Below are 26,998 nucleotides of genomic sequence, written 5' to 3'. Positions count from 1 at the left end.
AGGTGCATTATTTAATAGTCTATCTGTAATAAATTTTAATTAATAATTGAAGATGTTTGCAGAAATAGTAGTTCCTATTTCAAAAAATCTTATAATTTACAGCAAAGAAAATAAATTATCGGTTTAAATTTATTACAGACAGTCTATTAGTAGCTAATTGATTTTTTTAAGTTACTGAGCCTACAATAGACTTATTGCATAATATAGCTAATAAGGAAGAATTTGAAGGAAACACAGAAACACTTGCCACCACAGCGTACATAAAAATACGTGAGGATGTGAGTACCGGATTGACATACAAATTTACCCTTAGACGCAAGTTATACAAAAAGTTTAATTAATTAGTAACTAAAAAGGGGGGCTTTATAACTAATAGAAAAAAATAGACGTGCTAGATTCAGAGTCAGATTTAAATCTAAGTCTAGATAGTATAGCAAACCTCTGTTATTCTAGGATTATAATTTGTGAAACAGAAGAAGACACTTTAAGTATTGATGACGGTGTTTTTGCCGCATTTTGGTGGGCAGTCAATTATATAATCGATAAAGTATTAATGCTAATAACAGATAATATTTACTATTACCTTAGAGAGAAGAGGCATTATGAAACTTCATCTTATCAGAGTTATAAGGGTGCTTCAAAAGATACTTATTATAATCATTGCAGTAATGTTATAAATGAGACGAAGCAGCATTATCACTCTGCATTAGATAAACATAAGGAGGTAGTTTTAGGTTATACTACTACTTTTTTTTGGTTAGTATGGTGGTAATACAATAAAAGTATGCTAGGTGTCATACTGCGGCTTGACCAATTTAAAAATAACTTAAAGTACTAGTAATTTTGGTATTCTAAACTAGATCCCGCGATCAAGTCGCGGGATGACAGATTCAAAAAATAATATACTTCTGATAAATGAACAGTAGATAGACGCAGTTTAATTTGGAAAGAGCAAGGAGTCTGTAAGCCGAGGAGTGGAGCGTATATTAAATTAATACGTGAGCATTCGAGAACTTACCAAAACGACGTAGCCAATTTTCCAAATTAAACGAGTATATTCACAATTTTACGAGGAACAAGGATAATCTTCTTCGGCTCTTTCCCTTCTAAGAACTTTTGCACCTTTGGCAGACTGACGGTAACTTGCTTTATTTCATCTTCACTTACGGAAGTTTTAAACTCATAGGTATCACGGAGTTTGCCGTTAACCTGCACTACCATAATATATGTATCTAACTCTAGCATTGATTCATCAAATGCAGGAAAAGACGAGTTATATAATCGCTCTTTATTGCCAAGCTTCTGCCAAATTTCTTCCGTAATATGCGGGATAAAAGGATTTAGTAGCTGTACTAAAACATTAAAGCCATGCCTTACGGTTTTAACATCAATTGTATCTTTGGATATTTCAGCAGATATAGCATTAGAAAGCTCGCGCATACGTGCTATTGCTCTGTTTAGAGCCAAATGCTTTATATCTTCGACGACGTACTTTATTGTAAAATGTACTAACCTATTAAGCTCTTTATTAATCTCGCTATTCACATCATCTTTTAAAGAATCTATCGCCTTAAACATATACTCAAGCTTATTAATAAAACGTGAACAACCTTCAATACCGCTTGCTGACCATTCTAGATCTTTCTCAGGCGGACTATCGGACAGTACAAAAAGCCTAATAGCATCTGCCCCATATTGCTCTTGCATTGTCTCAAGATCGATGAGATTCTTTTTAGACTTACTCATCTTTTCAATGCGTCCCTGCACTACCATATTATTGCTTTCTTTATGAAAAAATTTATTACCCTTTTTAACTACTTCTTCAGGATATAACCAATTATTATGTTCATCTTTGTAAGTGGCATGCAGCACCATACCTTGAGTAAATAGCCCTTTAAAAGGCTCTCGAACGCTTACGTAATTCTGTTCGTTCATTATTTTTGTGAAAAACCTTGCATATAATAAATGCATTACCGCATGTTCAATACCGCCTATATATTTATCGACCGGTAGCCAGTAATCACAAGCTTTTTTATCAGTCATCTCTGTAGCATTGCTATTGCAATATCTCATAAAATACCAAGATGATTCAAAAAATGTATCAAAAGTATCAGTTTCACGCACAGCCGACTTATCGCACTTCGGACAATTAATATGTTTCCAACTAGGATGATGATCAAGCGGATTACCGTGACCGTCAAAATTTACATCATCAGGCAAAGTAACGGGTAAGTCTTTGTACGGTACGGGCACTATGCCACAAGTTTTGCAGTGAATCATAGGAACAGGACATCCCCAAAAGCGCTGCCTTGAAATCCCCCAATCCTTTAGACGATAATTTATGCTGCGTTTACCTATGCCTAGTTTCTCAAATGCTCCGATGACTTCTTGTTTTGCTTCGTTACTAGTTAAGCCATTTAGAAAATCCGAATTAATTAAAATTCCATCTTCCATATAAGCGGTCTTTTGTACATCTATATCTGCTTTAATTACTTGTTTAATAGATAAATTCATTTTAACAGCTAATTCATGGTCACGTTCGTCATGAGCAGGGCAACCAAATATTGCACCAGTGCCATAATCCATTAGCACAAAATTAGTAATAATAACCGGTAAAACTATATTTGAATCGAAAGGATGAGTAACAAAAAGACCGGTAAATACACCTTCCTTTTCAGCCTTTTCTAGTTCACTACTTCTTGTAATATGCGAGCATTTAGTTATAAAAGCGAGTATTTCAGATGTTTTAGAAACTAACCGCTCTATTATCGGATGATTAAAGGCAATTCCTATAAAGCTAGCACCAAAAATGGTTTCAGGTTTGGTTGAGAATACTTCTATAGTAGCCTCTTCATTATCCTTAATTTTGAAATGAAAATTAGCACCTATCGATTTACCTATCCATTTTTCTTGCATAGACCGAACAGCCTCAGGCCACTCTTTTAAATTCTGAATTTCGTTTAATAATTCTTCCGCATAATCGGTGATTTTTAAGAACCATTGCTTTAAATAACGTTTTTCAACTATTGCACCTGAACGCCAACCACGCCCGTCTACAACTTGTTCATTCGCAAGCACGGTATTATCAACCGGATCCCAATTAACAAACGATTCTTTTTGATAAGCAAGATTTCGTTCATAAAGCTCTAAAAAGAATTTCTGCTCATGTTTATAATACTCAGGATCGCAACTATTGATCTCTCTAGACCAATCATAAGAAAAGCCCATAGATTTTAGCTGCTTTTTCATATTCTCAATATTAGAATATGTCCATTTTTTTGGGTGAGAATTATTTTTTATTGCGGCATTTTCGGCAGGTAGCCCGAAAGCATCCCAGCCCATCGGATGAAGCACATTAAAACCTTGCATAGTCATAAACCTTGCAATAACATCACCTATAGAATAGTTGCGTACGTGACCTACATGGATTTTACCGGAAGGATAAGGCAGCATTTCAAGTACGTAATATTTTGGCTTGCTACTCGAGTTTGATACCTCAAAAGCTTTTTCTTCTTGCCAAATGTGCTGCCATTTTTGTTCTATTTGGTTCATATTTTTTTAATTTATATACTATATCGTCATTGCGAGCAGTCGTAGACTGCACGGCAATCTCATCAAATATCCTGAGATTGCTTCGTCAATTACTCTGTAATTTCCTTGCAATCATGGGAATACTGTTATTACCTCACACTATTAATATATATATCTCTAGCTTTTCTTAAAATTTTATTTTCAAGCGTGATAGCAAGATTTGAGGTGTTTTCATTAAGTACCCATTGTTTATTTTTAAGAATTTCTTCAAATACTTTCACTTCGATTGAATCAGGGCTTATTACATCGTCTTTAATAAATATATTTATTTTAAATCGAAAATTAGGATTAGAACGTGGGCTATACCATTCCGTAATAATCACGCCGCCGTTTGAGTCGGCTGATGCAAGAGGAGCAACACTTACAATCTCTAATGCTGCTTGCCAAAGATACTTATTAACTGAACCTCTTACAGCTTTAGTAGATTCGTTCTTAACCCTACTCGGTCTAAAAACTAATCCTTCTTCACCTGCTATAGAACCTACTTCGTCCCATTTCTGCTCTCGTTCTGTTTTTGGATAATCACCCGCTAAGATACTAGTACTTATTGCACTAAGTATAATTACAAAAAATAATCCGATAATTTTCTTCATAACCAATATTTAATTAGTGTGCTTGAGGGAAATAATAGAGAAGCTCTAGCTATTAGTCAAAAATTATTTCTCCCCACTGTTCTTTGGCATTGTTATATGGCTCAAAAACCCACTCGATGTCATGCCCGCCTACGCAGGAATTACATAGGGCAGATTTAATTATTTCTCAAAAATAAATTCAAAACGTGGAATATTTTTGTCGTATAATAAAACCTTTCAAGCGGCCTTACCCAAAGCTGGGAATTATCATATAATGCTTTATAAACTACTAACTCTTGCAAAGTTTCAGTATGTTTTGCAGTATCTATAACTTGATATAATTTTTCTTTGTAATGCTTATATGTTCCAGTTCTCATAAAACTTACACCTTAACAGGCATGACGACAAAAATATTTTTAGGATTCTCAGGAAATTTAATAAGTACCGGTGCTGAAACATCTGAAAAATATAGTTCTACTAAATCCGATTTCACTGCTTTTAAGACATCTTCCAAATATTGCGGGTTAAAGCCTATAGCTAAAGACTCATCACTATTATATTCATAAAAACTTTCCTTATCTTGTGAAGAATTAATAACCTCTTTTGCGTTACCTCTTGCTTCACCGACAGCACTAATCTCTAAGGTTTCACGAGATAATGATAATTTTACTGCTCTAAATTTTTCAACAGTTATTATCGCTATCCTTTCTATACTATCTGCAAACATTTTTCGATTAATTACTAATTTTGAGCTGCTGCTTTCCGGAATAAAAGCACTATAATCAGGAAAAGTACCGTCTATAAGTCTTGATAGCATAATAGTATTTTCGTTACATATAAATTTAATCTTATTGCTACTTAATAGAATTTCTATATCTTCATTTATATTTTTAGGATCTTTAACAATTTTTAAAATTTCCTCTGCACTTTTTTGCGGTAATATAACTCCAAAATTCTTTATTTGTTTTTCTAATGTTACCCATGAAACCGAAAGTCTATGCCCATCGGTACTTGCCGAACAAAACTCTTTGTCTTTTATGTGTAAAAAAACACCGTTTAAATTATAACGAGTTTCATCTAAAGAAATCGAAAATTTTGTTGATTCGATTATTTTAGCAAAATCTGTGCAAGAAATTTTAAAACTTGCTTCAGGATTGATACTATCCATTTTAGGAAAAGAACTAACCGGCAAAGTAAATAAATTAAATTTACAATTTTTTCCTTTGATCTCAAGTCCTGTTGTACCGAGATCTGTTAATGTAAGCTCGGAATCCGGAAGTTTTCGGACTATATCATTTAGAGTTTTCGTAGAAACGGTAAATTCACCTTCACTTACTACCTGTACTGCTATTTTTTGACTTAAGTATAAATCTATATTAGTAGAACTAAGCTCTAGATTGCCGTCTTTTGCCAATAATTTAATGTTTGCATATTCAGGTATTACATTACGTTTTTCAACAACGGAACTTGCAAATCCTAGAGACTGAACTAACGTTTTTGTTTCAACTATTAATTTTAACATATTGTTATTCTCTTAATGTTCCTTGAAATTTTTGCGAGATGGCAGTAACTAAATCTTTACTGAACGAATTTAAATCAGTATCAGATAATGTCCGATCATCTGCTTGTAGCTCTATTTTAACCGCTATAGATTTTTTACCTTCAGGTAATTTATCACCACTATAAATATCAAATAATATAACTGATTTAACAAGCTTTTTATTAAAATTATTTATATATGATATTATTTCACCAACTCTATGATCTTGATCAACAATAAATGCGTAATCTCTAAAATTAGCTTGGAAATCCGATACTGTAAATTCGTCTTTTTTACCAAATTTAGCTTTTATCAATGGCAAATTCGTAATATTTAGCTCGAATGCAAATGTTTCCTGATTAATATCGTAATGTTTCAAGATTTTAGGGTGTATCTGCCCAAAATGACCTAATAAATTTTTACCAAGCCCTATATTTACTGCTCTAGTTGGATGATAATATTGTGGCAATGCTGTCCCATTTGTTACTATACATTTATCTATAGATAGTCCTGCATAATCAGCTACCAACTCTAAATCGCCTTTAAGATCAAAAACATCATAGCCTCGTCCAAGCGAATGAGGATTTTTATTATTATATGAACCACTTATAATTGCCGTTAAATAAGTTGCTTCCGTATTTAAATCTATAAAACTTGGTCCAACTTCAAAAAAAGCCATATCTTTTATAGAGCGTGCTAGATTTTTACTTACTATACTTAACAAATTCGGCAATATAGTAGGACGCATATAGTTATTTCCTATGCTAATAGGATTAAGCAAAAATAACTCTTCTTTTAATTCAGCAAACAACTTTGCATCTTCACTACTCATAAAAGAGTTCGTTACTACCTCATCATAGCCTTTGCTTGCTAATATCCTTTTAAAACTAGATATTCTTTTATGCTCTCTTAGCTTATTATTATCTTGGTCTAGTTCGGGTAATTTTATACTCTCTATTTTATCATAGCCGTAAATACGAGCAATTTCTTCAGCTATATCTGCTAAAATAGTTATATCGTGACGCCAAGAAGGAGCTATTACCTTTATAATCTCACCTTTAACATACGTAATAAATCCTAGTTTATTTAATATGGCTTCTATCGCTTTGATATTTAGTTTAATTCCTGTAATTTTTTCTAAATAACATGCTGAAAAATCTAAAGGTTTTTTTTGTGACTCTTTTTCACCGACTTTCACTACTTCCGATACTTCCGATACTTCACCGTTTCCGCATATTGACAAAATAAGATTAGTTGCTATGTCCAAAGCCTTTTCCGTAAAATTTCTATCGATATTACGCTCATTACGATATCTAGCATCCGTATCAATTTGGAATCTTCGCCCGCTAGCTGCAACCATTTTAGCATTAAAACAAGCAGCCTCAAGTATTATATTAGTCGTACTATCAGTACAGCTACTATCAGCCTCGCCAATGACACCGGCCAGACCTCGAATACCACTTTCATCTTTTATAACTAAATCATTTTCGGTAAGTAAATATTCTTTGCCGTTTAAAGCGTGGGATTTAGCTATGTCATTGCGAGGCTGCAAAGCAGCTGTGGCAATCTCATTTTGTTGTTCTGAGATTGCTTCGTCGCTACGCTTCTCGCAATGACGTGCTACAGTAATCCCCCCTTTTATCCTATCTGCATCGTAAGCATGCATCGGCTGCCCAAAGCTATAGGAAATATAATTTGTTACATCCACTAAGCTTGAAATAGTTTTTACCCCAACATTTTTTAATAATTTCTGTAACCAATCAGGGCTTGGTTTATTTTTTAAATTTCTTATCTCTCTAAAAGTAAATAACGGACAGACTTTTTTATCTTGCACGTTAAGCTTGATTTTAGAAATAAATGTACTCTTTATTGCCGGGATTTCTAGCTCTTTAAGTATGCCTATTCCTTTAGCTGCTAAATCTCTTGCGATGCCGTAAACTCCAAGTACATCACCACGATTAGGAGTAACGTTAATAACAAATATAGGATCATTTAAACCGTAATATTTAGTAAAATTCTCTCCAACTACGGCATCTTCAGATAGCTCTATAATCCCTTCAGACTCTGAAGCTAGCAGTAATTCCTCTTCAGAGCAAAGCATACCACAGCTTTTTTCGCCTCTAATAACAGATTCCTTAATCTTAAATTTACCGTTTGGTATTTCTATTCCGATATTTGCAAGTACTACTTTTATACCTGCTCTTGCATTACGCGCACCACAAACTATTTGCAGCATACCGCTTTTAGTCTCAACATCACAAAGCTTTAATTTATCAGCTGACGGGTGAGGTTTAATATTTGTAATATATGCTACTTCAAACTTTTGTAACTCCACCGCTTTATCTATCACCTCTTCCACTTCAAGGCCAATAGCTGTTAGGGCTGCGGCAATTTCAGTAACTGAAGCCGATGTCTCTAAAAATTGTTTTAACCATGATAATGTAAATTTCATTTCGTAAGCCCTCCTGCTAAATTCGGTATATCAAAGCTCCCAAAATTATAATGTTTAAGCCAACGCATATCTCCTTCAAAAAATTGTCTTAAATCCTTGATATTATATTTTAACATTGCAAAACGCTCTACTCCAAGCCCAAAAGCAAAACCTTGATACTCGCTGCTATCGATCCCAACATTTTTAAGCACGTTTGGATGAACCATCCCACAACCAAGGACCTCAAGCCATTTATCGTTTTTATTCATCCGAATATCAACTTCGGCAGAAGGTTCGGTAAATGGGAAAAAACTTGGTCTAAAACGTAATTCAATATTAGAATTTTCAAAAAAGCTTTTTATAAATGCCGTGATAACATATTTTAAATGTCCCATATTGATATTTTCATCAATAACAAGCCCTTCTATTTGGTGGAACATTGGCGTATGCGTCATATCCGAATCCGATCTATAAGTCCTACCCAGTGCTATAAACCTAAAAGGTGGTTTGCCGTTTTTCATAGCTCTAATCTGCACTGTTGAGGTATGAGTACGTAATAACAATGGCTTATTATTTTCCTGACTTTTCAAATAAAAAGTATCATGCATTTGCCTTGCGGGATGATCATCTTCAAAGTTGAGAGCGGTAAAATTATGAAAATCATTCTCGATATTCGGTCCGCTTTCTATAGTAAAACCAAACTGCGAAAATACTTGTATTAACTCCTCACTACATTGTGTTATTGGATGAATAGAACCTTGTTTATATCTCCGTGCAGGGATTGTTAAATCAATTTTATCGGCAGCAAGTTTAAAATTTAGTTCCTGCTCCTCTAAAATTTCTTCTTTTGTTTTTATTATATTCTGTATTTTATCTTTTAATTTATTGATTTTTAAGCCAAATTCTTTACGTTCCTGTTCATTTAAACTACCTAATTTTTTAAGCTCACCGGTCACTATACCGTTCTTGCCTAAAAATTCTACTTTATATTCTTGCAGAGCTTTTAAGTTTTGTACTAATAAGATTTTGTCTTCAGCAAGCCTTAATATTGTTTCTATATTTCCCATGATTGTTTTTTTGTTTTTGATTTTTTATTGTACGGTAGAACATCATTGCCAGGAGGTATTGTTGCGTGGTCCTGTTTATTCGTCATTACAAGGAAATTGCATAGCAATTGACGAAGCAATCCAGTTAAAATTCTGATTTACAGAATTTTTTTAATTATTTTCTGGGTTGCTACGCGTCGCCTACGACTCTTCGCAATGACGACCTTCAGTATCTACGCAACAATACCTCCTGGCAATGATGTTCTACCAACATACACTTCATATAATTCTCTTCTATCCCCACCAACTTCGCTTTAAATATCTGCCCTATTTCTAAAGGTTTATCTAGCTTTACCGGAATAAAATTTTCGGTATGGGCAATATTATTATTCTCTACTAATAACTCCACTTTCTGTCCTATATGTTTTTTAAAGAATTCGGTCAACTGGTTTTGCCCTTCTTGCCTTAAAATTTCTGCCCTTTCTTTTCTTATATTTTTAGGTACTTGTGACATACGTGCTGCAGGCGTTCCTTCTCTTTCCGAATAAGGGAAAACATGTAAATATTGTAGTTCCGCTTCTGAAATTAATTTTCTTGTATTTTCAAACATTTCAGGAGTTTCAGTCGGGAAACCAGCTATAATATCCGCACCAAAAGATACTTCCGGTCTTATTGCCCGCAGCTTCCAACAAAACTCTATTACGTTTGCTCTATTATGACGTCTTTTCATACGTTTTAATATCATATCGTCGCCTGCTTGCAAACTAATATGAAAATGCGGCATTATCCTTTCACTATAAGCTATAAGCTCAAAAAGTTCATCATCTATTTCTGCAACATCTATTGAAGATAATCTAAGCCTCTTTAATTCAGGGACTAAATTCAACACTCGTTTAATCATTTGTGCAAATGTTGGACTTCCCGGTAAATCACTACCGTAAGCCGTGACATCGACACCGGTAAAAACTACTTCTTTAAAGCCGTTTAATACCAAATGCTTTACCTGCTCTACTATAGCTCCTATTGCTACTGATCTACTTTTTCCTCTACCATAAGGGATAATACAGAAAGTACAAAAATGATCACAACCGTTTTGTACCTGAATAAAAGCACGAGACCTACCGTCAAAGCTACTTACTAAATGACTTGCCGTCTCTTTCATCGACATTATATCGTTAACTGTTATTTTTGCATCGGTAATTTGGTAGTAATTAGGTAATAACTTCTCTTCATTACCTATAACTTTGTCAACTTCTGGCATATTACCGTACATTTGCGGACTTGTTTGAGCACTACAGCCGGTAACAATAATTTTTAAATCAGGATTATTTTTTTTAGCCTTGCGTATAGCTTGTCTTGCTTGTTTCTCAGCTACTTTAGTTACCGCACAAGTATTGAATATTGCCACATTATCGATACCCGATAATTCCAAGTTTTTTCGTATTATCTCACTTTCGTAAATATTAAGTCTACAGCCAAATGTTACTACGTCTTGTCTTAAATTATTGCTCACAATAATATTCCCCACGTACTATAAGCGTAGCTGCCCCTTGCATTATTATATTACCGTTTTCTTCTTTCATAGTAAGGTTACCATGCTTAAAGACTATAGTACTTGGTGAATGGATAAAACCGCGCTTTAAACCGGCAGCAAAACTACTGCAAGCTCCGCTTCCGCAAGCAAGCGTGAACCCTACCCCCCGCTCCCAAACGGATAAATAAATTTTATTATCTTTTACTTCAGCAAAATTAACGTTTACCCCATCTGCGAATAATTCCTTAGCCTGCAATTTTTCACCGACAATTTTTTGATCTTGAGGTTCTAACTTACTAAAAATAACCACATGCGGATTACCTATATCAACGCAAATAATTTCCTTTAAATCAATCATATAACGCTCTGCAAATTCCCAAACTTTATCACGAATTGGCATCCAAGTTTCATTAAAACTAACACTTCCTACATTAACGCTAATATTATTTTCATCATTGACATTACATAGTAATTTTTTATTGCCTACCATTACGGTAATATCTTTCTTTCCTGTATCAAGATAAATTAACTTGGCTAAACATCTTGTAGCATTACCGCATAATTTAGCACTAGAGCCGTCTATATTATATATAACCATTTCATAAAAATTATTATGCTCTTCATAAATAATAAACTGATCGCAACCGATACCTGTATGACGCTCAGCCATATTTTTTGCTAACTGCGATAAATCATATGAGCTTGATAAATCTCGCTTGTTAACAATAATAAAATCATTACCGAGACCATGCATTTTTACAAAATTAATTTTACTAATCATAATGTTTTACATATTAGGAAATTGTATTATAGCAAATTTCTTGGAATTTGCTATAATGAAGTGATGATATATAAAAATATAGACTATTATGCTAATTTCACGTTTCTTAGACCCTAAAAATAACTATGCATTTTTAAAAATTTGCGGTACAGAAAAAAAATAAGGATATACTTTTTTCTAAATGACATTTTAGGTTATACGGGGAAAGAAGTAATTACCAAAGTTACTTTTTTAACAACAATCTAAGATCCTGATACCGCTGCTTATAAATAATCTATAGTTGGTGCGTTATGTAGAGATAAACACGGTACTCAATATTATTGTAGAGTGCAGGTCAGCAAACATCCAGGTTTTGAAAAACGAGCTCAGTTTTATACAGCAAAGGCCTATTCAAAACAAATAATAAAAGAAGATGCAGATCATAAAAAAATAGCAGTATATACAAAACTTCGAGGAGTAATATGCTTAGCTATTGCCGATTTTATTTTATGGCCTGATAAAAAAGATTGGAGATCAGATCATAGATTACTTGATACTAAAACTTATGAGAACGACCTACAAGATTTTTATTTTATCTTTTTAGAGCTTGAGAAATTTAATAAAGAATTAGAGAACCTTCAAGAAAAATGGGCATATTTCTTTAAACATGCACATGAAAGCACTCTAGAAGCAATGGAAAATTTGATAGGTCATGATTTTATTATTAAAAATTTTATGCTTTGGATCAAGCTAGTTGGTCTAAAAAAGAGTTAAATACTTATGAAAAAATGATAAAAACAGAAATGGATAATCTAGCCGTAGAAGAGCAGAAAATTATGGATGCTGAAGCTAAAGGGGAAGCAAGACAAAAAATTTCTATAGCTAAAAAAATGTTAGCAAAAAATAAACCTTTAGATAAAATTATAGATTTTACCAGTTTAACAGAAAAAGAAATCGAGCAATTAAAGTAATGAAGATCCTTAATATTATGCTAAGTCGTGACCTTGGCGGCATTCAACAAGCATTTTTAGATTATAGCACTGCTTTAGAGATGCAAAAAATTGAGGTTATAAATATCACTTCTTACAAGGCAAAAATAAATTCCTTTCTACACAAACAAAGCTTAAAACTACCTAATATAGTACTATTTGATTTACTCTCGGTACTTATTCTTAAGTATATAATTCATAAGACTAAGCCCAATATAATTATAGCACACGGTAATAGAGCAATAAATTTTAGTAAATTTGCTAAATCACAAAATATAAAATTAATCGGTATCGCTCATAATTATAGTTTAAAAGGACTAAGCAAATGTGATTTTGTTATTGCCTTGACGCATCATATGAAAGAATTTTTACTAACAAATAACTTTGCCGAATCTAGGATATGCATCCTACCGAATATGATAAATATTGCTAAAGACTTTATTCTAAATAAAACATATAGAAAACCTGTCGTAATTGGTGTACTAGCACGATTTGTAGCTAAGAAAGGTATTGATGTTTTTATTAAAGCTATCAAAATTTTAAAAGAAAAAAAATATGATCTTCATGCAGTTATAGGTGGAAGCGGCGAGGAAAAAGATAATTTAATTGCTTTAGCACATAAACTTAATTTACAAGATCAAATATCATTTACGGGATGGGTTAACGATAGAGATAAATTCTTTAAACAAATAGATATTTTTTGCTTACCGTCTCTTCATGAACCGTTTGGAATTATAGTGCTTGAAGCAATGGAGGCAAGCGTGCCTATCGTTAGTACAGATACTGAAGGACCTGCAGCAATCTTAAACGACACGCAAGACGGGCTTATTTGTAAAGCCGGCTCTGCTGAAGATTTAGCAGAAAAAATTGTCTATCTAATAGAGAACCCTATAAAAGCAAAAGAATTTTCTAAAAATGCCTACCTTACTCTCAAACAAAATTATGACATTAAAGTTGTTTCGGAAAAGTTACAGCATATTTTAAAAAGCTTCAGATAAGATGAATTTAAGGGTGAGCCTACACAGCGTATAAAAATACGTGAATACAAGCGAATCCTGCAAAATTCACTTATATCAAGCTTTCTAAAATATGCTGTAGCAACATTATTACGTAATTATAAAAATAGTTAGTTGAAAATAATAGTCTATATTGACATAACGGTTTAAAGATTCATAATTAACATTAAGTAATATGAATTTATTTTAATGAACCTACTCGATGAACGTCGCCGATTTTTCATTTACTTAAAATATATTCTAGTTTTATTGATTTCATTATTTCCTCTATGTGGTTGCAACACACGATAATATTCCCCCTAAATTCTCATTACCTACTACTTGGAATAATTATTCTCTAGAACAAAATAATAATGCATCCTCTAAGTGGTGGCTGCAATTTAACGATCCAGTGTTAAATAACCTAATCGAAGAATCTTTAACCGGTAACTCCGATGTTGAGCTGGCAATGAGTAATGTGTTAACAGCAAAAACACAGCTTAACCTTATTAATTCTTATAGATTTCTATAAATCAATTTACAAGGCGGAGCAAATCGAACAAAAAACAGTAAAGAAACAAAAGCACCGAATGAGCTGAAATTCTCTAATAATTTGGGGCTAGCAAGCGTGCTTAATTACGAGCTGGATTTATGGAGACAGCCGCCAACGCTAGCGAATCGGCTAAAAAAACTTTCCTTGCAAGTGAGTATAGCAAGGCAGCGGTACGTTTATCGGTTATAAGCAACGTCACTATAAGTTACTTTAATCTTTTAGCATTAGACAAACAAATCTATCTAGCAGAATTTGATATTGATAACATTACTAGTACTAATAGTAATATTAGTGATCTAAGTAATAAAACATCATCATAAAAGCAGTAAACAAATTACTATAGCAGCTCCGGTTGAGGTAACACAAGTTATCAGAAAAGACGTACCTGATGTGATAGAACTTGCAGGAGTAGCTGAAACTTACCAAAGTGCCGATATTCAATCTCAAGTTATAGGCCAAATATTAAGTGTAAATTTTAATGACGGACAAGAAGTCAAAACAGGTGATTTATTATATGAATTCTCATCCGTTTCAAAATCAATGACAGCAAGTACAAGCAAATTTACTAAGTGATACTTATAACCTTGAAGATGCTATAAAAGAAGAGGCAAGATATCATGCTTTATACGAGAAAAAGTCGTTTCAGAAGAGCAGTATTTACAGATGCTAACTAATATGAATATGCTTAGGGCTACCATGGAACGCGATAAAGCAATTATTGCAGACGCTAATTTACAAATCGAGTATTCAAAAATAGTAGCTCCTGTTGATGGTAAACTTATTGAGAGTAATGTGGATATAGGTGATTTAGTATTGCCGGATTTTGTGCATCTAGTAATTATCAATACTATCTCGCCCATTTATGTTAGCTTCTTCGTACCTGAAAAATATCTCGATCGTATTAATAAATCTCAAAAATCTAATGATTTAGCTTTGACGGTTAGAACCCGTAAGCGACCAAGAAATTACAGACGATGAGATCTTCTTTGTTGATAATTTGATTGATCCAAATGGCGGCACTATCAAAATTAAAGCAACACTACCTAACTAAAACGAAATATTATGGCTGGAACAGTGTGTTCATGTATCCCTAACGATTTACATCGAAAGAGGCTTTAATAGTTCCATCTAAAGCCATACAAACTAACGATCAAGGTCCTTATGTATTTGTTGTCGATCAAGATAATAAAGCCGTGGTCAAGAATATAGATATAGTGTTTTCTAATGATGATTTTATTGTTATTAAAAGCGGTATAGATGAGGGAGAAACGATAATCACCAACAGGCAGCTACGATTATCTAACGGAGCAGAGGTGAGTGTTAGGGAGGAGTAGTATCAAATCGTCATTGCGAGCAGGCGTCATTGCGAGGAAATTACAAAGTAATTGACGAGGCAATCTTAGGAGTTTGTCATTATTTCATGAGATTGCCACGCTTCTTACAGTCGCTCACAATGACGATATGTATGATGGAAAAAATCCATAAAACAGGGGAAAAATAATTGGGTATTTCAGAAATATTTATTAAGCATCCAGTTCTTGCTACTTTATTCATGGCAACTATTTTGCTGTTTGGAGCATTCGGCTATAGGCTATTACCGGTAAGCGTTTTACCTGATATCAACTGCCCGACTATTCAGGTTTCAGTAAGCTTGCCTGGAGCTAATCCTACTACTATGGCGTCTTCAGTTACATTACCACTTGAAAAGCAATTCTCGACGATATCAGATATTGACTCGATGAGTTCAGTTAATAGTAACGGTACTACTCAAATTACTTTGCAGTTTAATTTAGACCGAGATATAGATGCAGCGGCACAAGAAATACAAGCAGCTATAGAATGACTTACTTCCCCACTCATATCGTAAAGTAAACCCTACCGACGTACCTATATTTTCTTTATCTTTAACCTCTGATACTCTCCCCCTTATATACCGTGGACTATTACGCCAAAATAATTATAGCTGAGCGTTTATCTATGCTACCGGGTGTTGCACAGGTACAAGTTTACGACTCACAACAATATGCAACCCTATTAAAATGGCAGCAAATAATATAGGACTTGACCAAGTATTGATTGCTATATTTCTCTTTCTACATAACTGACGGTCCGTGATTATTCCGAGATGGAAAAAGGCGAAAGTAAAATAGCAGCATGTATTAACGGTACTAAGGAAATAGGGTTTACTATCGTCTTAAGGACTTTATCCCTAATGACGATATTCATCCCAATATTATTTATGAGCGGAATTTTAGGGAAGCTGCTGCACGAACTTGCAGTTGTTATTACTACCGCTATTTTACTCTCGGGAGTTATCTCGATAACTGTAACTCCTATGTTATGTAATGTGTTTTTGAGGGATTATCATTGCGAGGAACGTAGTGACGAAGCACTCTCAGGGCAACCAACCGAAATTGCCACGGCGTCTTTGACGCCTCGCAATGACGACCTACCACTAACCGAACAAACCTTTGAATATGTCAAACAAAAATATGGTAGCAGTCTAAAAACAGTAGTAGAGCATTCAAAAAAAACTACTATGCTTATATTTCTCTTAGTAATCATCGCAACGGCTTATTTATTTGGGAAAGTACACAAAGGCTTTATGCCTGATTCCAATACGGGACAAATCTTAGTTTTTACCGACACCGCTCAAACTATTTCTTTTGATGTAATGGTGTAAGAACAACAACAAGTAAGTGATGTATTACTTAAAAATCCTAATATAGATTCATTTTTTTGCCACAGGTGTTTTAGGTAGAAACTCTGCCGTAAATCAGGGTACGATTTTGATTAACTTAAAACCTCGTGATCAAAGAATAGGAGCTGACGCCGTTATAGATCAGTTACGTTCAAAACTAAATCATTTAGTAGTTTTAAAGGTATATATCCAGAACGTACCTACTATTACGCTCGACAGACAAGCAACCAAAAGCCAATATTAATATACTATGCAAGAACTCGATCAAAATGTGCTATTTAGCTTTGCACCGAAATTAAAGTATAAACTCACAAGGCTGCCAGGTTTTATTGGCGTAACTTCAGATTTACAAATAGCACAACCACAAACTTTATTGCAGATTGATAGATATAAGGCTGCAAAACTCGGTATATCAGTCGAGCATGTCCAGAATATCTTATATGCAGCTTACGGTGCTGAGCAGATTGCCACATTATATACCCCAACAGCTCAATATGACGTTATTTTAGAGCTAGATCCTAAATATCAAATAGATTCGTCAATGTTATCTTTAGTCAATATTAAATCCGCAAGCGGCAATTTAGTACTGCTAACTACCCTTGCTAAAATTGTTAATACTGTTATCCCGCTTAGTATTTCATATTTCGGGCAATTACCTTCAGTTACGGTATCATTTAACCTGCAAGATGAATATTCAATTAGTGATACCATTCCAAAAGTTAATCAAGCAATAAGAGAGTTACAAATGCCAGCTACGATTACGGGAAGCTTCCAAGGAACAGTTCAGGCATGTCAGTCATCTTTTCCCGATCTTGGCTTATTGCTTGGACTTGCCGTTATCGTTATTGACATCATCCTTGGCATGTTATATGCAAGTTTTGTGCATCCTATAACTATACTTTTAGGACTACCTACCGCTATATTTGGAGCATTACTTACTCTACTAATATTTAATAGCGAACTTGATATGTACGGATTTGTCGAACTTATAATGTAAATCGGTATAGTGAAGAAAAACGCTATCATGATTATCGATTTTGCCTTAGAACTTGAGAGAACTGGCAATAAATCTTCGCATGAAGCAATTTATGAAGCATGTATAATACGATTCAGACCGATTATGATGACTACCCTAGCTGCCTTAATGAGAGCTATGCCTATTGCTCTTGGAGTCAGAGCAACAGGAGCAGAGAGAAGATCACTAGGGCTTGCAGTAGTGGGAGCTTTACTCACATTGCAATTACTTACTCTTTACATCACACCGATAATTTGCCTATATTCAGAAACAGCTAAGAAATGGTTAAAGCATAGCAATTATAAAGCTGAAATTAGAAACTATCCGGAATTAAATTGAAAATCTTAATGTTGTTGTATGGCGCGAGAAACTCGTTCGGTGTTATACCGTGGCTTGACCACGGATATCCAGAAAAACAACTAAAAATACTAATAATATTAGTATTTTTAACCAGACCCCGTGGACAAACCACAGCGTGACCATGGTATCAAGTTTGTTCAGTATGCGGCGTCGTTTGCTCTTCTCCAGCAACCGTAATTTCATCACTATCATAATTAAATGTGTCAGTTGTAGAAGGAGTAGACGGTACAGGCAATGTGCTTACTAACTCAGAAGATTTTTGATCTAAATAGTCTCTTACTTCTCGAGCATCATTTTTATTACTTTCTTTTATATATGCTTCAGGAATATATGCCTTAATATATTCCATATCAGATGCGTTTTTTAATAAATAAGGTGATACAAATTCTAATATGTCCTTACCGCTTCTTTTATAATTAGCAAATGAGTAAGCAACACAAATACCGTAGTCATTTAATAAATGCTTGTGTCTTGTCTGTTGAATGTTGTTTTGTAGATTCCACAGCTCTTAAAGCATATAATACCTGTTCTCTTGTTGCTTGAATAGAAACATCATCTGAAGCCATGTAAGACTAGCAGTACTTGCTGAGAGTTTATTTTTCATAATATACCTATTAATAAATTTAACATATTTCTATATTCAAATATTAATTTTTATTAATAAATAATAAACCTATAGTGATAAATGTATTACATCAGAGATTGCTACATATATCTAAAGACTGGAGATTTCTGCTTTTAGCTAAGAATAGGCTTATTATATCGAATAAGCATTACTGCCGTTATCATCATCTTCACGGATAAATTTTTGCTTTACCTTAGAATTGTTATTATACGGCTTACTATTTTGTACCGGTGGATAATTTACAGGCTCATAATTTGTAATGGGCGGAGCATAATTTTGATTTACTACAGCATTTGGACAAGTATATTTTGATATATCACGCTTAGTTTCTCTAAGCATAGCTTTTATCTGATTTAATTCCTCTTGTATCTTTTTTTCTTTATCGCTATCATCTTTTCTAACCTTTTTATTCGCTCTACTGAAAGTCATAGCATCATCGGGTTCAACGAAGCCGGCTTCTGCTTTTTGCCTTGCTATATCCCTTTTAATCATCTTAAGATACATTTCACGATTTCTCTTTACAGGATCGATTCTTTCTCCTCTTAAAGGACTATCGCTATCATAGTCATCATCATCGTCGTTATCATAATCAAGATTATCTTCTACTATATTCTTTTTAGCCAAAGTAATATATTTATTATTATATACAGGTTTTCTCTTGCCGCCTTTAGCACCTTTGCTATCAACCAATCTGTTATTTGCTGATCTTTGAAAATAGCTTCTAAAATTATCTGTACAAGCCGAAAGTAAAAACATTCCTAAAAATAATATTATAATTTTTTTTAACATATATTTATTCCAAAACTTTTATTAGACTTTCTGCATAACTTGCTTCTAAGGGTAATTTGTGCGTCAATCCGGTACTCGAATCCTCACGTACCAAAGCGTACGCTGCGGTGCTGTATTCCGTGTCTCCTATAAATTCCTCCTTATTAGCTAAGTTGTACAGGAAGTCTATTATGATTAATGCCACATAATAGCCAAACTTGCAAGGATAAAGAGCCGAACTGCTATGTACTTAATTAAATTATTGTTATTCTGAGGTATTTTTGGCCTTATTGTATGTCTTCCACCTTGTCATTGCAAGCGACTAAAAGGAACGTGGCAATCTCAGGACTTTAGCACGAGATTGCTTCGTCAAAACTTACAGTTTTTCCTCACAATGATGGAAAACAAAATCTAAATTACCTCTTCTATCAGGTTACTTAATAGCTTATGCCCTTCTTTTCTTCTTTTCAATAAATTTTGTGAAGCATCCTCTAATATTTTTGGATTACTTATCAAATCGAATATTTTATCTGCTAATTTTCCTGCCGAAATATTATTCTGCTCTAAACACCATCCTGTTTTTTTATCTTCCAATAATTGTGCATTATAATATTGATGATTATCCGCAGCACTAGGCAGTGGAATAAAGATTGCCGGCAATCCTATATAGGTCAATTCTTCTATAGTAGATGCCCCTGCTCTTGAAATCACTAAGTCGGCTTCTTTATATTGCAATGCCATATTATCAAAAAATTCAGCAAATTTATAAGTAATGTTTAATTTCGAGTATATATCTTTTATTTTTACTTGATCATCTAATGCTGCTTGCTGGATTATATTTAATTCAAGACTTGGCTGTTTTTGCATCAAAATTTGAATACTTACAGGTATCAGCTCTGAAAATAGCTTAGCTCCTTGACTACCGCCAAAGATGAATATTGTAAAAAGCTTGTCATTCCGTGGCGTGACCACGGAGTCCAGTGCTTTTATTAAAGACTTTTTGGCCCTCGTGGTCAAGCCACGGGACGACATTTCTATAACTTTTAATTCCCTAATATTCTCTCTAACTACCCCACCGGTAACTACTATTTTACTTTTTGCAAATTCCGGTAAATTCTTTATTTTGTCATAAGAAATAGCTATCTTTTTAGCAAAGCTTGCAAAAAATTTATTAACTTTTCCAAGGTAAGAATTCTGTTCATGAATTATAATCGGTACTCTTAAAAAAATTGCCGCAAACATTGGAGCTATAACAGGATAACCGCCAAACCCTACAGTGACGGAAGGCTTCATATTATATAATAATTTAATAGCCTTTAAAACTGCAATTGATAACCTAGGTAAAAACAAGAAAATATTACCTGAGCGTTTTAAATCTAGGATATGAAAAATTACTTTCATATCCTGCTTTATATATTGTTTGCATCTTAAATCAGTAATAAAATGCACTTCATAGCCACGTTTGATTAATTCTTCTCCAAGAGCAACTGCCGAAAAAAAATGTCCCCCCGTCCCTCCTGCTACCAAAATGATTTTTTTCATATTTCAATATTACGAATTTTGTACGAATTTAACGGCGTTCGGTGTCTTGTAAAGCCAAGAAGCATACCGGTAGCGATAGCTATTGCAAGCGTTGAAGAACCACCATAACTAATAAACGGTAATGTCATACCTTTAGTAGGAAATAAATGTAAAGTCACGCCCATATTAATTATTGCCTGAAGCCCCAATTGTGCAATTATACCGCTAGCAGCAAATTGTACAAACTTATCTGTTTCGTTTAATAACTTAATAAGACTTCTTAATACTATAAAAGCAAATATACCTATAACAATAAGGCAAATAATAGCTCCAAACTCCTCACCTGCTACAGCAAAAATAAAATCCGTATGCGAGTCGGGTAGTACCTGCTTTACTGCCCCCTCTCCTGGACCTCGTCCATATAACCCGCCATGCTCAAAAGCCTTAAGAGACTTACTAACTTGATAATTCTCGCTACTATCTGAATCTAAAAACGAATTAATTCTTTGCGTTACGTGTGGTAACCAAAAATAAGCAATCGTTACTCCTATCATTCCTAAAAAACCTGCTAAAACAATCCAAAATATTGGCATACCCGCAATAAACAGTTGAATACCGAAAACTGCCGTAATCATTACAAGCATTCCAAAATCCGGCTGAATAATTAAGAGAATAGCAACAATAGAATAAAGTATTACACAAATCGTAAAACTTGGAAAATCATCATTAAATTTTATCGATAATATCCAGCCCGTAACAACTGCAAAAAACGGTTTGATAAATTCCGAAGGTTGAATAGATAGACCTAGAATATTAATCCATCGCACTGCGCCTTTTACTTCATAGCCAAAAAATTTAACTGCTATTAATAACACTATACTAGCAATAAATCCAACTATTGCAAAACGCCTTAACCATTTTTTATTAAGACATGAAAATAATAATATAAGTCCTGAAGCGGCAGCTAAATAAAATATTTGTCTAGATGCAAAATAACTTTCTTCAAGACCTATTCTACTTGCTACTGCTGAACCTGAGGTAGTAACAAGCATTAGACTAAAAGCAAATAAGATAATTAAAGAAATTATTATTTGCCTATCGGTACTCCGCCACCATAATTTTATAAAGTTATTAGATATTTCGTTATTCATATTATAGTTATTCAATTATGGCTATATTTATAATGTTATTGGCATGGATTGGAAAATACCCTCGATGTCCCTTCGTGGCTTGTGACCACGGTATCCAGAAAAACAATAAAAAATACTAATATTATTTATAGTATTTTTAACTAGACCCTGTGGTCAAGCCACGGGGGGACAGGATACTATACAATTTTATAAACAACTCGCCACGCTCTTCAAAATTTTTAAACTGATCATATGAGCTACAACTAGGTGCTAACAAGATATTTTTTACCTCCGCGTTATCACTTACTGCATCCTTATAAGCAAGATCAAAAGCCTGCTCAAGATTATCACATATTACAAAATCTACTATATTCTTAGCAGTATTTGCAAACATTTCTTTAGCTTGGCCATAAAAATAAGCTTTCTTAATTTGACTGAAATAAGGCTTTATTTCCTCAATACCACCCTCTTTAGGGATTCCTCCCGCAAGCCAGTAAATATTATCGAGTGCTTTAATTGATTGCACGGCAGATATGGCATTTGTCGCTTTACTATCATTATAAAAACTTATATTATTTATACTACCGATATACTGCATTCTATGAGGTAAACTTTGAAAACTACTTATAGATTCAAGTATTTTTTTAGGTTCTACTCCTATTATTTTAGCGACTGCATAACTTGCTGCAATATTCTCACAATTATGCACTCCTTGCAGGTTTTTATTAAAAGGTAAAGCATAATGCATAAAGCTTGATACAAGCGAATTTTGTAGGTCTCGCCTGTGCTCACGTATTTTTATACGCTTCGCAGACTCACCTTGAAATTCATCTTGTCTAAAACTTTCTGAATTACGCTGTAATTCAAAACTGATATCATCAAAAAAATTAGCGCTAATTTTATCATCAACTACTGAAACACCGTTTTCAAGAATTTTAGTAACCGAAAAAGGAATTAGCTTTATACGCTGCTCTTGCTGCAATTTTATAAAGACTTCATGACAATAATCATTATCGATATTAATTACTGCATAACTCTCTTGATCCATTCGATCAAAGATCTTAGATTTTGCTGCAATATAGCAGGTCATATCCTGATGTCTATCTAAATGGTCAGGAGTTATATTAAGAAGCACGGCTATTTTAGCTGTAAAGGTTTTTACTAGATCTAGCTGAAAAGAAGACAATTCAAGTACATATCCATCCTTACTAGCTTTAGCTTGCAAAGCAGAAACTCCAATATTACCGGCAACCGGATAGTCTAAACCGCTACTATTTAAGATATGGCTTATTAAAGCAGTAGTAGTACTTTTACCGTTTGTACCGGTTATAGCTATAAATTTTAAGTTTTTTGATTTTGCAAATAATAAGTCTATATCGGAAATGATTGGAATATCAAAATTTTTTGCAATATTGACTATCTCATGCGTTAAAGGAACTCCAGGACTTAAGACAATTGTATCTAAATTTTGCCATCTTAAATCAGATAAAGCAGCGATAGCTGTTTTACTATATAATTCTTCAAATATATCTCTATTTGCTTTTAAATCATCATAAACAATTACATCATATTTATTTCGCAATTCCTCGTAAACCGATATACCAGTTTTACCAAGCCCAAAAACACCTATTTTTTGTTTTGTATGAGAATTCATGAATTAATTTGAAAGAACATTGCAGTCTTAGTATTCAAGAACAGGTATATTCATGTCCTGCATTAATGCTTGTTCACCTTTATTAAATTCACCTTGTCCTTTTACATTACTGTAAGTTGTTTTGCCATGCCTAGGATCAGGTAAATAATAATGAGGAGGAACTTCTAGTGCTTTAGCACGCTGTACTTGATACTCATTAGGGCCAGCTGTTGATATACCTACAGTTTCTTTTAACTTTTTACTACAAGCAGAAGTAATTAATAAAACAGTAAATAATAAAAAAACCTTTTTCACTTAAACACCTATAAATTAAAATTATATTAGACTCCTTGCAAAATGAACCTCTATAGGTAATTTGTATGTCAATCCGGTACTCGAATCCTCACGTAGGTCTAATACGCTACAGTTCTATGTCCCGTGTTTCCTTCAAATTCCTATCTATAAGTTTAATTTTGCAAGGAGTCTATTTTATCGTTACCACCCTTATCGGTATTACAAAATTTTTTAGCCATAGCTTCAATTTGAGCATTATCATAATTCCCTTTAGCCTTTTCTTCAATAACTTTTTTAGTACTATAATAATCTTCTATCAAGATAATTACTCCTATTGTAATAAAGCAATCAGCCAAATTAAATACGGGGAAGCTATAATTCTGATAATGAAAATGGATGAAGTCAAAAACTGCTCCTCTAAAAAATCTATCAATTAGATTACCAACAGCTCCGCCGATTACAAAGCTATAACCGGCAAAGCTTCCGATCGTTTTTGAACGTATCATCAAATAATATAAATAACAGACAATAATCGTGTTCGTTATTAAGAAAATAGCATTGCTATATTGATAATATTCACGCATTAGGCCAAAGCTAATACCGTAATTCCAAGTATAAACCATATTTAAGAAAGAAGTAACATTAAGCATTAAGCCCGGTTTCCATCTCAAACTATCAATAAACCACCATTTACTTAACTGATCAATAATCACTAAGGTTATCATTATACGACTACTACGAGCAAATGTGAGATATAGTTTCTTTATTAGTGGAAGCATAATTGTAAATGTCATTCCTACAAAAGCAGGAATCCAGAAAAAAAATAACCTTAATATTATACAAAATTATATATTTGATAAAATAAACCTATAAAAAACAAGTCTTTTATAGCGTTTACTAGATTCCCGCTTTCACGGGAATGACATAAGAGTCGTACAACATAAAGTTGATTACGGCATGATAAGGATCCACTCTACAATGAAACGGTGGCTGCTTTATCAGCTTGCAATTCCTTATCAAGCTTAACACTTAAAGTTTTTATTTCTTTTTTAAATTGTTTAAATTTCTCTAAATTTTTTCCGTTTAATTCTATACCCGGTGTTGTTTTAACTGACATCGGATTAACATGTTTGCCATCAATTTTAACTTCATAATGTAAATGTGGAGCTGTAGCTCTGCCGGTACTTCCAACATATGCAATAATTTGTCCTTGTTTTACGATACTTCCCACTTTTAAATTTTTTGCAAAATTCGAAGCATGCGCATAAGCAGTAGATAGCGTACCACTATGTTTTACCTGAATAAATTTTCCATAACCCGACTTCCAACCTATTTCTGTTATAACTCCGTTTCCTGCGGAATATATAGGCGCACCGGTTGGAGCTGCAAAGTCAACCCCCTTATGCATTTTAGTATAACCGAGTATCGGATGCTTTCTATTACCGTAATGTGAAGAAACTTTTATAACTTTTAGCGGAGTTTTAAGTAAGTTGCTTTTTACGCTCTTACCGTCTTCGGAAAAAAATGCATAATTATTTGCGCTATTGTCATGAGGATAACGATATATATTATATTCTTTCCCTGAAAGATTTAATGAAACATATAAAACTTTACCGTGGTGGGAAAATTTACCGTCTTCTGTTACGTATTGTTCTGTTATTACGGTTACAGTATCACCGCTTTTTATTTGACGCTGAAAATCGATTTGATAAGCATAAGCATTAATTAACTCTATTGTACTGTTATCCGATAAGCCCAATCTTTTAAGAGCTGACATAAAATTTGCTTCAATACTTACCGACGATTTAGCAACTTTTTTACTTAAAGGTACTACAATTTCTTCAACTTTAAAATTATCACCTTCTCTAATTACTTCAATAGTTTTTAGCTTATCGATAATTATAACGATTTTATTTAAGAATACTACCTCTGAGGTTAAATCTTCATCCTCGTTTTCGGTAATTTTTGTTTCATATTCAAAAATAATTTGCTGCCCTATTTTAAGAGCAGAAGATAATTTTCCCTCTTTTATTAAACTTACAATCTTGTCTATTTCATTTTTAGGGATATGTTGTTTTATCAAAATTGACTTTATAGTATCACCTTTTTTTACTACTACTTCTTTAAATGAAATTGTTTCTTCTTCACTAATATCAGGTTGTACTAAAGTTATGGATAAAGTGTCGTTAACATAATTATTAACGGCAAAAGAGACAAAAACAACTAATCCTACAAATAATAATAAGGAGGCGAAGGTGAGGATTTTCCTGAGACGTGCACTAATAAAAGATGATGGTAATATACCATTAAAATCATAAGATAGCGCGGTATCATTCATTAAAATTGCTCTGAAGATTATTTGAATCAATTTTTCACTACTAAACTACTAACAATAATATGAACTATATACAAACAAATTACAATAGAAATATTGTAAAATTTTTTATTTCTGTCTTTATTAGTTTTTTTATTGATTAAAATCTAATTTAAGTTAATTTTCATTAACTTAATATAGATAAATATTATGCCTAGATTTTTCCTATTTTTATTAATTTTTATAAATCTTATGTCCTGCTCATCTAGCCACAATACTGTTAAATTATCCAAAATAGAATATTAAATAAAAACTGTCCTATAAATAGTAAAATAGTTCTTCTAGTAGGCGGTTGTTTTGATTTATTACATTACGGTCATATAGAATTTCTATGCCAAGCTAAAAAACACGGTAAATACTTAATCGTTGCTTTAGAGCCGAATAAAACAATTATTAAATATAGAAAACGTCAACCTATCCATAATCAATTTACAACAAGCAAAAATTTTCAGTTCTTTCACATTTGTTAATAAAGTACTTATATTACCTAAACTAAAAGATTTTAATGATTATGCTCGGTTAGTGCAAAATATTTGTCCTTCTGTAATCGCCGTAACAAAGCATGA

Annotated in this window: 27 protein-coding genes and 4 pseudogenes; 14 read left to right on the top strand and 17 right to left on the bottom strand. The window is 33.3% G+C overall.

Annotation, left to right across the window (positions count from 1 at the left end; translation table 11 throughout):
• Positions 1–388 precede the first annotated feature (388 nt).
• Together QUD19_RS05165 and QUD19_RS05160 are read left to right on the top strand one after the other, a co-directional pair.
• On the top strand, positions 389–772 hold the full coding sequence (locus QUD19_RS05165; RefSeq protein WP_498808714.1) for a hypothetical protein: 384 nt from the start codon (positions 389–391) through the stop codon (positions 770–772).
• A gap of 175 nt (positions 773–947) precedes the next feature.
• Positions 948–1,048: pseudogene (locus QUD19_RS05160) on the top strand (palindromic element RPE5 domain-containing protein); the annotation flags it as partial.
• Here the strand turns inward: QUD19_RS05160 and leuS are convergent.
• The 8 genes from leuS to dapF form a co-directional block, all read right to left on the bottom strand.
• Positions 1,045–3,552, bottom strand: a complete 2,508-nt coding sequence (gene leuS / locus QUD19_RS05155) for a leucine--tRNA ligase (protein ID WP_498807760.1) — start codon at positions 3,550–3,552, stop codon at positions 1,045–1,047. The pseudogene QUD19_RS05160 and the gene leuS overlap by 4 nt on opposite strands.
• 128 nt (positions 3,553–3,680) lie before the next feature.
• Positions 3,681–4,184: a DUF3576 domain-containing protein gene (locus QUD19_RS05150; protein WP_498807759.1), complete on the bottom strand. Its 504-nt coding sequence runs from the start codon at positions 4,182–4,184 to the stop codon at positions 3,681–3,683.
• Positions 4,185–4,339: 155 nt separating this feature from the next.
• A complete protein-coding gene (locus QUD19_RS05145) occupies positions 4,340–4,540 on the bottom strand; it encodes a DUF1653 domain-containing protein (protein WP_498807757.1) in 201 nt (66 codons plus the stop codon).
• Between the two features lie 5 nt (positions 4,541–4,545).
• Positions 4,546–5,685: a DNA polymerase III subunit beta gene (gene dnaN / locus QUD19_RS05140; protein ID WP_498807756.1), complete on the bottom strand. Its 1,140-nt coding sequence runs from the start codon at positions 5,683–5,685 to the stop codon at positions 4,546–4,548.
• 4 nt (positions 5,686–5,689) lie between these two features.
• The gene (gene pheT, locus QUD19_RS05135) at positions 5,690–8,155 is read right to left on the bottom strand and encodes a phenylalanine--tRNA ligase subunit beta (protein ID WP_498807754.1); all 2,466 of its coding nucleotides are present in this window, start codon (positions 8,153–8,155) and stop codon (positions 5,690–5,692) included.
• Positions 8,152–9,201 carry a phenylalanine--tRNA ligase subunit alpha gene (pheS, locus tag QUD19_RS05130; RefSeq protein ID WP_498807753.1) on the bottom strand — a complete coding sequence of 350 codons (1,050 nt, stop codon included), beginning with the start codon at positions 9,199–9,201 and terminating at the stop codon, positions 8,152–8,154. Before pheS ends, pheT begins: the two co-directional genes overlap by 4 nt.
• A 205-nt stretch (positions 9,202–9,406) precedes the next feature.
• The gene (mtaB, locus tag QUD19_RS05125) at positions 9,407–10,708 is read right to left on the bottom strand and encodes a tRNA (N(6)-L-threonylcarbamoyladenosine(37)-C(2))-methylthiotransferase MtaB (protein WP_498807751.1); all 1,302 of its coding nucleotides are present in this window, start codon (positions 10,706–10,708) and stop codon (positions 9,407–9,409) included.
• Positions 10,683–11,495, bottom strand: coding sequence for a diaminopimelate epimerase (dapF, locus tag QUD19_RS05120; protein ID WP_498807749.1), 813 nt, complete (start codon positions 11,493–11,495; stop codon positions 10,683–10,685). Before dapF ends, mtaB begins: the two co-directional genes overlap by 26 nt.
• Positions 11,496–11,583: 88 nt before the next feature.
• Between dapF and QUD19_RS05115 the strand changes: the two are divergent.
• From QUD19_RS05115 to QUD19_RS05065, 11 genes and pseudogenes are all read left to right on the top strand, one after another.
• Positions 11,584–12,445: pseudogene (locus QUD19_RS05115) on the top strand (Rpn family recombination-promoting nuclease/putative transposase).
• Positions 12,445–13,461, top strand: coding sequence for a glycosyltransferase family 4 protein (locus tag QUD19_RS05110; protein ID WP_498807748.1), 1,017 nt, complete (start codon positions 12,445–12,447; stop codon positions 13,459–13,461). The pseudogene QUD19_RS05115 and the gene QUD19_RS05110 overlap by 1 nt, the downstream one beginning before the upstream one ends.
• 289 nt (positions 13,462–13,750) lie before the next feature.
• Complete coding sequence (locus QUD19_RS05105) at positions 13,751–13,990, top strand: hypothetical protein (RefSeq protein WP_498807746.1); 240 nt, start codon at positions 13,751–13,753, stop codon at positions 13,988–13,990.
• 119 nt (positions 13,991–14,109) lie between these two features.
• Positions 14,110–14,331: a hypothetical protein gene (locus tag QUD19_RS05100; RefSeq protein WP_498807744.1), complete on the top strand. Its 222-nt coding sequence runs from the start codon at positions 14,110–14,112 to the stop codon at positions 14,329–14,331.
• A 70-nt stretch (positions 14,332–14,401) separates the two neighbouring features.
• Positions 14,402–14,584: a hypothetical protein gene (locus QUD19_RS05095; protein ID WP_498807742.1), complete on the top strand. Its 183-nt coding sequence runs from the start codon at positions 14,402–14,404 to the stop codon at positions 14,582–14,584.
• A gap of 123 nt (positions 14,585–14,707) precedes the next feature.
• Positions 14,708–14,989 (top strand): hypothetical protein, encoded by a 282-nt coding sequence (locus tag QUD19_RS05090; protein ID WP_498807741.1) that lies wholly within the window; start codon positions 14,708–14,710, stop codon positions 14,987–14,989.
• 140 nt (positions 14,990–15,129) lie between these two features.
• On the top strand, positions 15,130–15,345 hold the full coding sequence (locus tag QUD19_RS05085) for a permuted SH3 domain-containing protein (RefSeq protein WP_498808688.1): 216 nt from the start codon (positions 15,130–15,132) through the stop codon (positions 15,343–15,345).
• Positions 15,346–15,512: 167 nt separating this feature from the next.
• On the top strand, positions 15,513–15,854 hold the full coding sequence (locus QUD19_RS05080) for an efflux RND transporter permease subunit (RefSeq protein WP_498807739.1): 342 nt from the start codon (positions 15,513–15,515) through the stop codon (positions 15,852–15,854).
• Positions 15,855–16,136: 282 nt separating this feature from the next.
• Positions 16,137–16,694, top strand: a complete 558-nt coding sequence (locus QUD19_RS05075) for an efflux RND transporter permease subunit (protein ID WP_498807737.1) — start codon at positions 16,137–16,139, stop codon at positions 16,692–16,694.
• A 106-nt stretch (positions 16,695–16,800) separates the two neighbouring features.
• A complete protein-coding gene (locus tag QUD19_RS05070; protein ID WP_498807736.1) occupies positions 16,801–16,956 on the top strand; it encodes a hypothetical protein in 156 nt (51 codons plus the stop codon).
• A 6-nt stretch (positions 16,957–16,962) separates the two neighbouring features.
• Positions 16,963–18,066, top strand: a pseudogene (locus tag QUD19_RS05065) (efflux RND transporter permease subunit).
• A gap of 148 nt (positions 18,067–18,214) precedes the next feature.
• On the opposite strand, the gene QUD19_RS05060 reads toward QUD19_RS05065, so the two are convergent.
• The 9 genes and pseudogenes from QUD19_RS05060 to QUD19_RS05020 all read right to left on the bottom strand — a co-directional run bounded on the left by QUD19_RS05060 (position 18,215) and on the right by QUD19_RS05020 (position 26,396).
• Positions 18,215–18,436, bottom strand: a complete 222-nt coding sequence (locus QUD19_RS05060) for a hypothetical protein (protein ID WP_498807734.1) — start codon at positions 18,434–18,436, stop codon at positions 18,215–18,217.
• Positions 18,437–18,844: 408 nt separating this feature from the next.
• Positions 18,845–19,501: a hypothetical protein gene (locus tag QUD19_RS05055; protein WP_498807732.1), complete on the bottom strand. Its 657-nt coding sequence runs from the start codon at positions 19,499–19,501 to the stop codon at positions 18,845–18,847.
• 25 nt (positions 19,502–19,526) lie between these two features.
• Positions 19,527–19,673 (bottom strand): annotated as a pseudogene (locus tag QUD19_RS05050) (palindromic element RPE1 domain-containing protein); the annotation flags it as partial.
• Between the two features lie 218 nt (positions 19,674–19,891).
• Positions 19,892–21,022, bottom strand: a complete 1,131-nt coding sequence (gene murG, locus QUD19_RS05045; RefSeq protein WP_498807730.1) for an undecaprenyldiphospho-muramoylpentapeptide beta-N-acetylglucosaminyltransferase — start codon at positions 21,020–21,022, stop codon at positions 19,892–19,894.
• Positions 21,019–22,152, bottom strand: a complete 1,134-nt coding sequence (gene ftsW, locus QUD19_RS05040; protein ID WP_498807728.1) for a putative lipid II flippase FtsW — start codon at positions 22,150–22,152, stop codon at positions 21,019–21,021. Before ftsW ends, murG begins: the two co-directional genes overlap by 4 nt.
• A 136-nt stretch (positions 22,153–22,288) precedes the next feature.
• On the bottom strand, positions 22,289–23,785 hold the full coding sequence (gene murD, locus QUD19_RS05035) for a UDP-N-acetylmuramoyl-L-alanine--D-glutamate ligase (RefSeq protein WP_498807726.1): 1,497 nt from the start codon (positions 23,783–23,785) through the stop codon (positions 22,289–22,291).
• 27 nt (positions 23,786–23,812) lie between these two features.
• The gene (locus QUD19_RS05030; RefSeq protein ID WP_498807724.1) at positions 23,813–24,079 is read right to left on the bottom strand and encodes a DUF3035 domain-containing protein; all 267 of its coding nucleotides are present in this window, start codon (positions 24,077–24,079) and stop codon (positions 23,813–23,815) included.
• 152 nt (positions 24,080–24,231) lie between these two features.
• Entirely contained in the window at positions 24,232–24,837 is a 606-nt protein-coding gene (gene lspA / locus QUD19_RS05025) for a signal peptidase II (RefSeq protein WP_498807722.1), read from the bottom strand.
• Positions 24,838–25,031: 194 nt separating this feature from the next.
• Positions 25,032–26,396 carry a M23 family metallopeptidase gene (locus tag QUD19_RS05020; RefSeq protein WP_498807720.1) on the bottom strand — a complete coding sequence of 455 codons (1,365 nt, stop codon included), beginning with the start codon at positions 26,394–26,396 and terminating at the stop codon, positions 25,032–25,034.
• A 260-nt stretch (positions 26,397–26,656) separates the two neighbouring features.
• On the opposite strand from QUD19_RS05020, the gene QUD19_RS05015 reads away from it, so the two are divergent.
• Positions 26,657–26,902: an adenylyltransferase/cytidyltransferase family protein gene (locus QUD19_RS05015; protein WP_498808687.1), complete on the top strand. Its 246-nt coding sequence runs from the start codon at positions 26,657–26,659 to the stop codon at positions 26,900–26,902.
• The last annotated feature ends 96 nt before the right edge of the window (positions 26,903–26,998 follow it).

It is taken from the genome of Candidatus Rickettsia kotlanii (assembly GCA_030295365.1).
In the GTDB taxonomy this organism is placed as follows: domain Bacteria; phylum Pseudomonadota; class Alphaproteobacteria; order Rickettsiales; family Rickettsiaceae; genus Rickettsia; species Rickettsia kotlanii.
This window is presented reverse-complemented; position numbering and strand designations above follow the sequence as displayed.

Bases quoted from the DNA above. Each gene is read 5' to 3' on its own strand.
- ftsW (WP_498807728.1), bottom strand. From the start codon at position 22,152: ATGAATAACGAAATATCTAATAACTTTATAAAATTATGGTGGCGGAGT.
- dapF (WP_498807749.1), bottom strand. From the start codon at position 11,495: ATGATTAGTAAAATTAATTTTGTAAAAATGCATGGTCTCGGTAATGAT.
- murG (WP_498807730.1), bottom strand. From the start codon at position 21,022: ATGAAAAAAATCATTTTGGTAGCAGGAGGGACGGGGGGACATTTTTTT.
- QUD19_RS05110 (WP_498807748.1), top strand. From the start codon at position 12,445: ATGAAGATCCTTAATATTATGCTAAGTCGTGACCTTGGCGGCATTCAA.
- QUD19_RS05090 (WP_498807741.1), top strand. From the start codon at position 14,708: ATGGAACGCGATAAAGCAATTATTGCAGACGCTAATTTACAAATCGAG.
- QUD19_RS05100 (WP_498807744.1), top strand. From the start codon at position 14,110: ATGGAGACAGCCGCCAACGCTAGCGAATCGGCTAAAAAAACTTTCCTT.
- QUD19_RS05020 (WP_498807720.1), bottom strand. From the start codon at position 26,396: ATGAATGATACCGCGCTATCTTATGATTTTAATGGTATATTACCATCA.
- QUD19_RS05060 (WP_498807734.1), bottom strand. From the start codon at position 18,436: ATGGAATATATTAAGGCATATATTCCTGAAGCATATATAAAAGAAAGT.
- leuS (WP_498807760.1), bottom strand. From the start codon at position 3,552: ATGAACCAAATAGAACAAAAATGGCAGCACATTTGGCAAGAAGAAAAA.
- pheS (WP_498807753.1), bottom strand. From the start codon at position 9,201: ATGGGAAATATAGAAACAATATTAAGGCTTGCTGAAGACAAAATCTTA.
- QUD19_RS05145 (WP_498807757.1), bottom strand. From the start codon at position 4,540: ATGAGAACTGGAACATATAAGCATTACAAAGAAAAATTATATCAAGTT.
- lspA (WP_498807722.1), bottom strand. From the start codon at position 24,837: ATGCTTCCACTAATAAAGAAACTATATCTCACATTTGCTCGTAGTAGT.
- murD (WP_498807726.1), bottom strand. From the start codon at position 23,785: ATGAATTCTCATACAAAACAAAAAATAGGTGTTTTTGGGCTTGGTAAA.
- QUD19_RS05055 (WP_498807732.1), bottom strand. From the start codon at position 19,501: ATGTTAAAAAAAATTATAATATTATTTTTAGGAATGTTTTTACTTTCG.
- QUD19_RS05150 (WP_498807759.1), bottom strand. From the start codon at position 4,184: ATGAAGAAAATTATCGGATTATTTTTTGTAATTATACTTAGTGCAATA.
- QUD19_RS05075 (WP_498807737.1), top strand. From the start codon at position 16,137: ATGGAAAAAGGCGAAAGTAAAATAGCAGCATGTATTAACGGTACTAAG.
- pheT (WP_498807754.1), bottom strand. From the start codon at position 8,155: ATGAAATTTACATTATCATGGTTAAAACAATTTTTAGAGACATCGGCT.
- dnaN (WP_498807756.1), bottom strand. From the start codon at position 5,685: ATGTTAAAATTAATAGTTGAAACAAAAACGTTAGTTCAGTCTCTAGGA.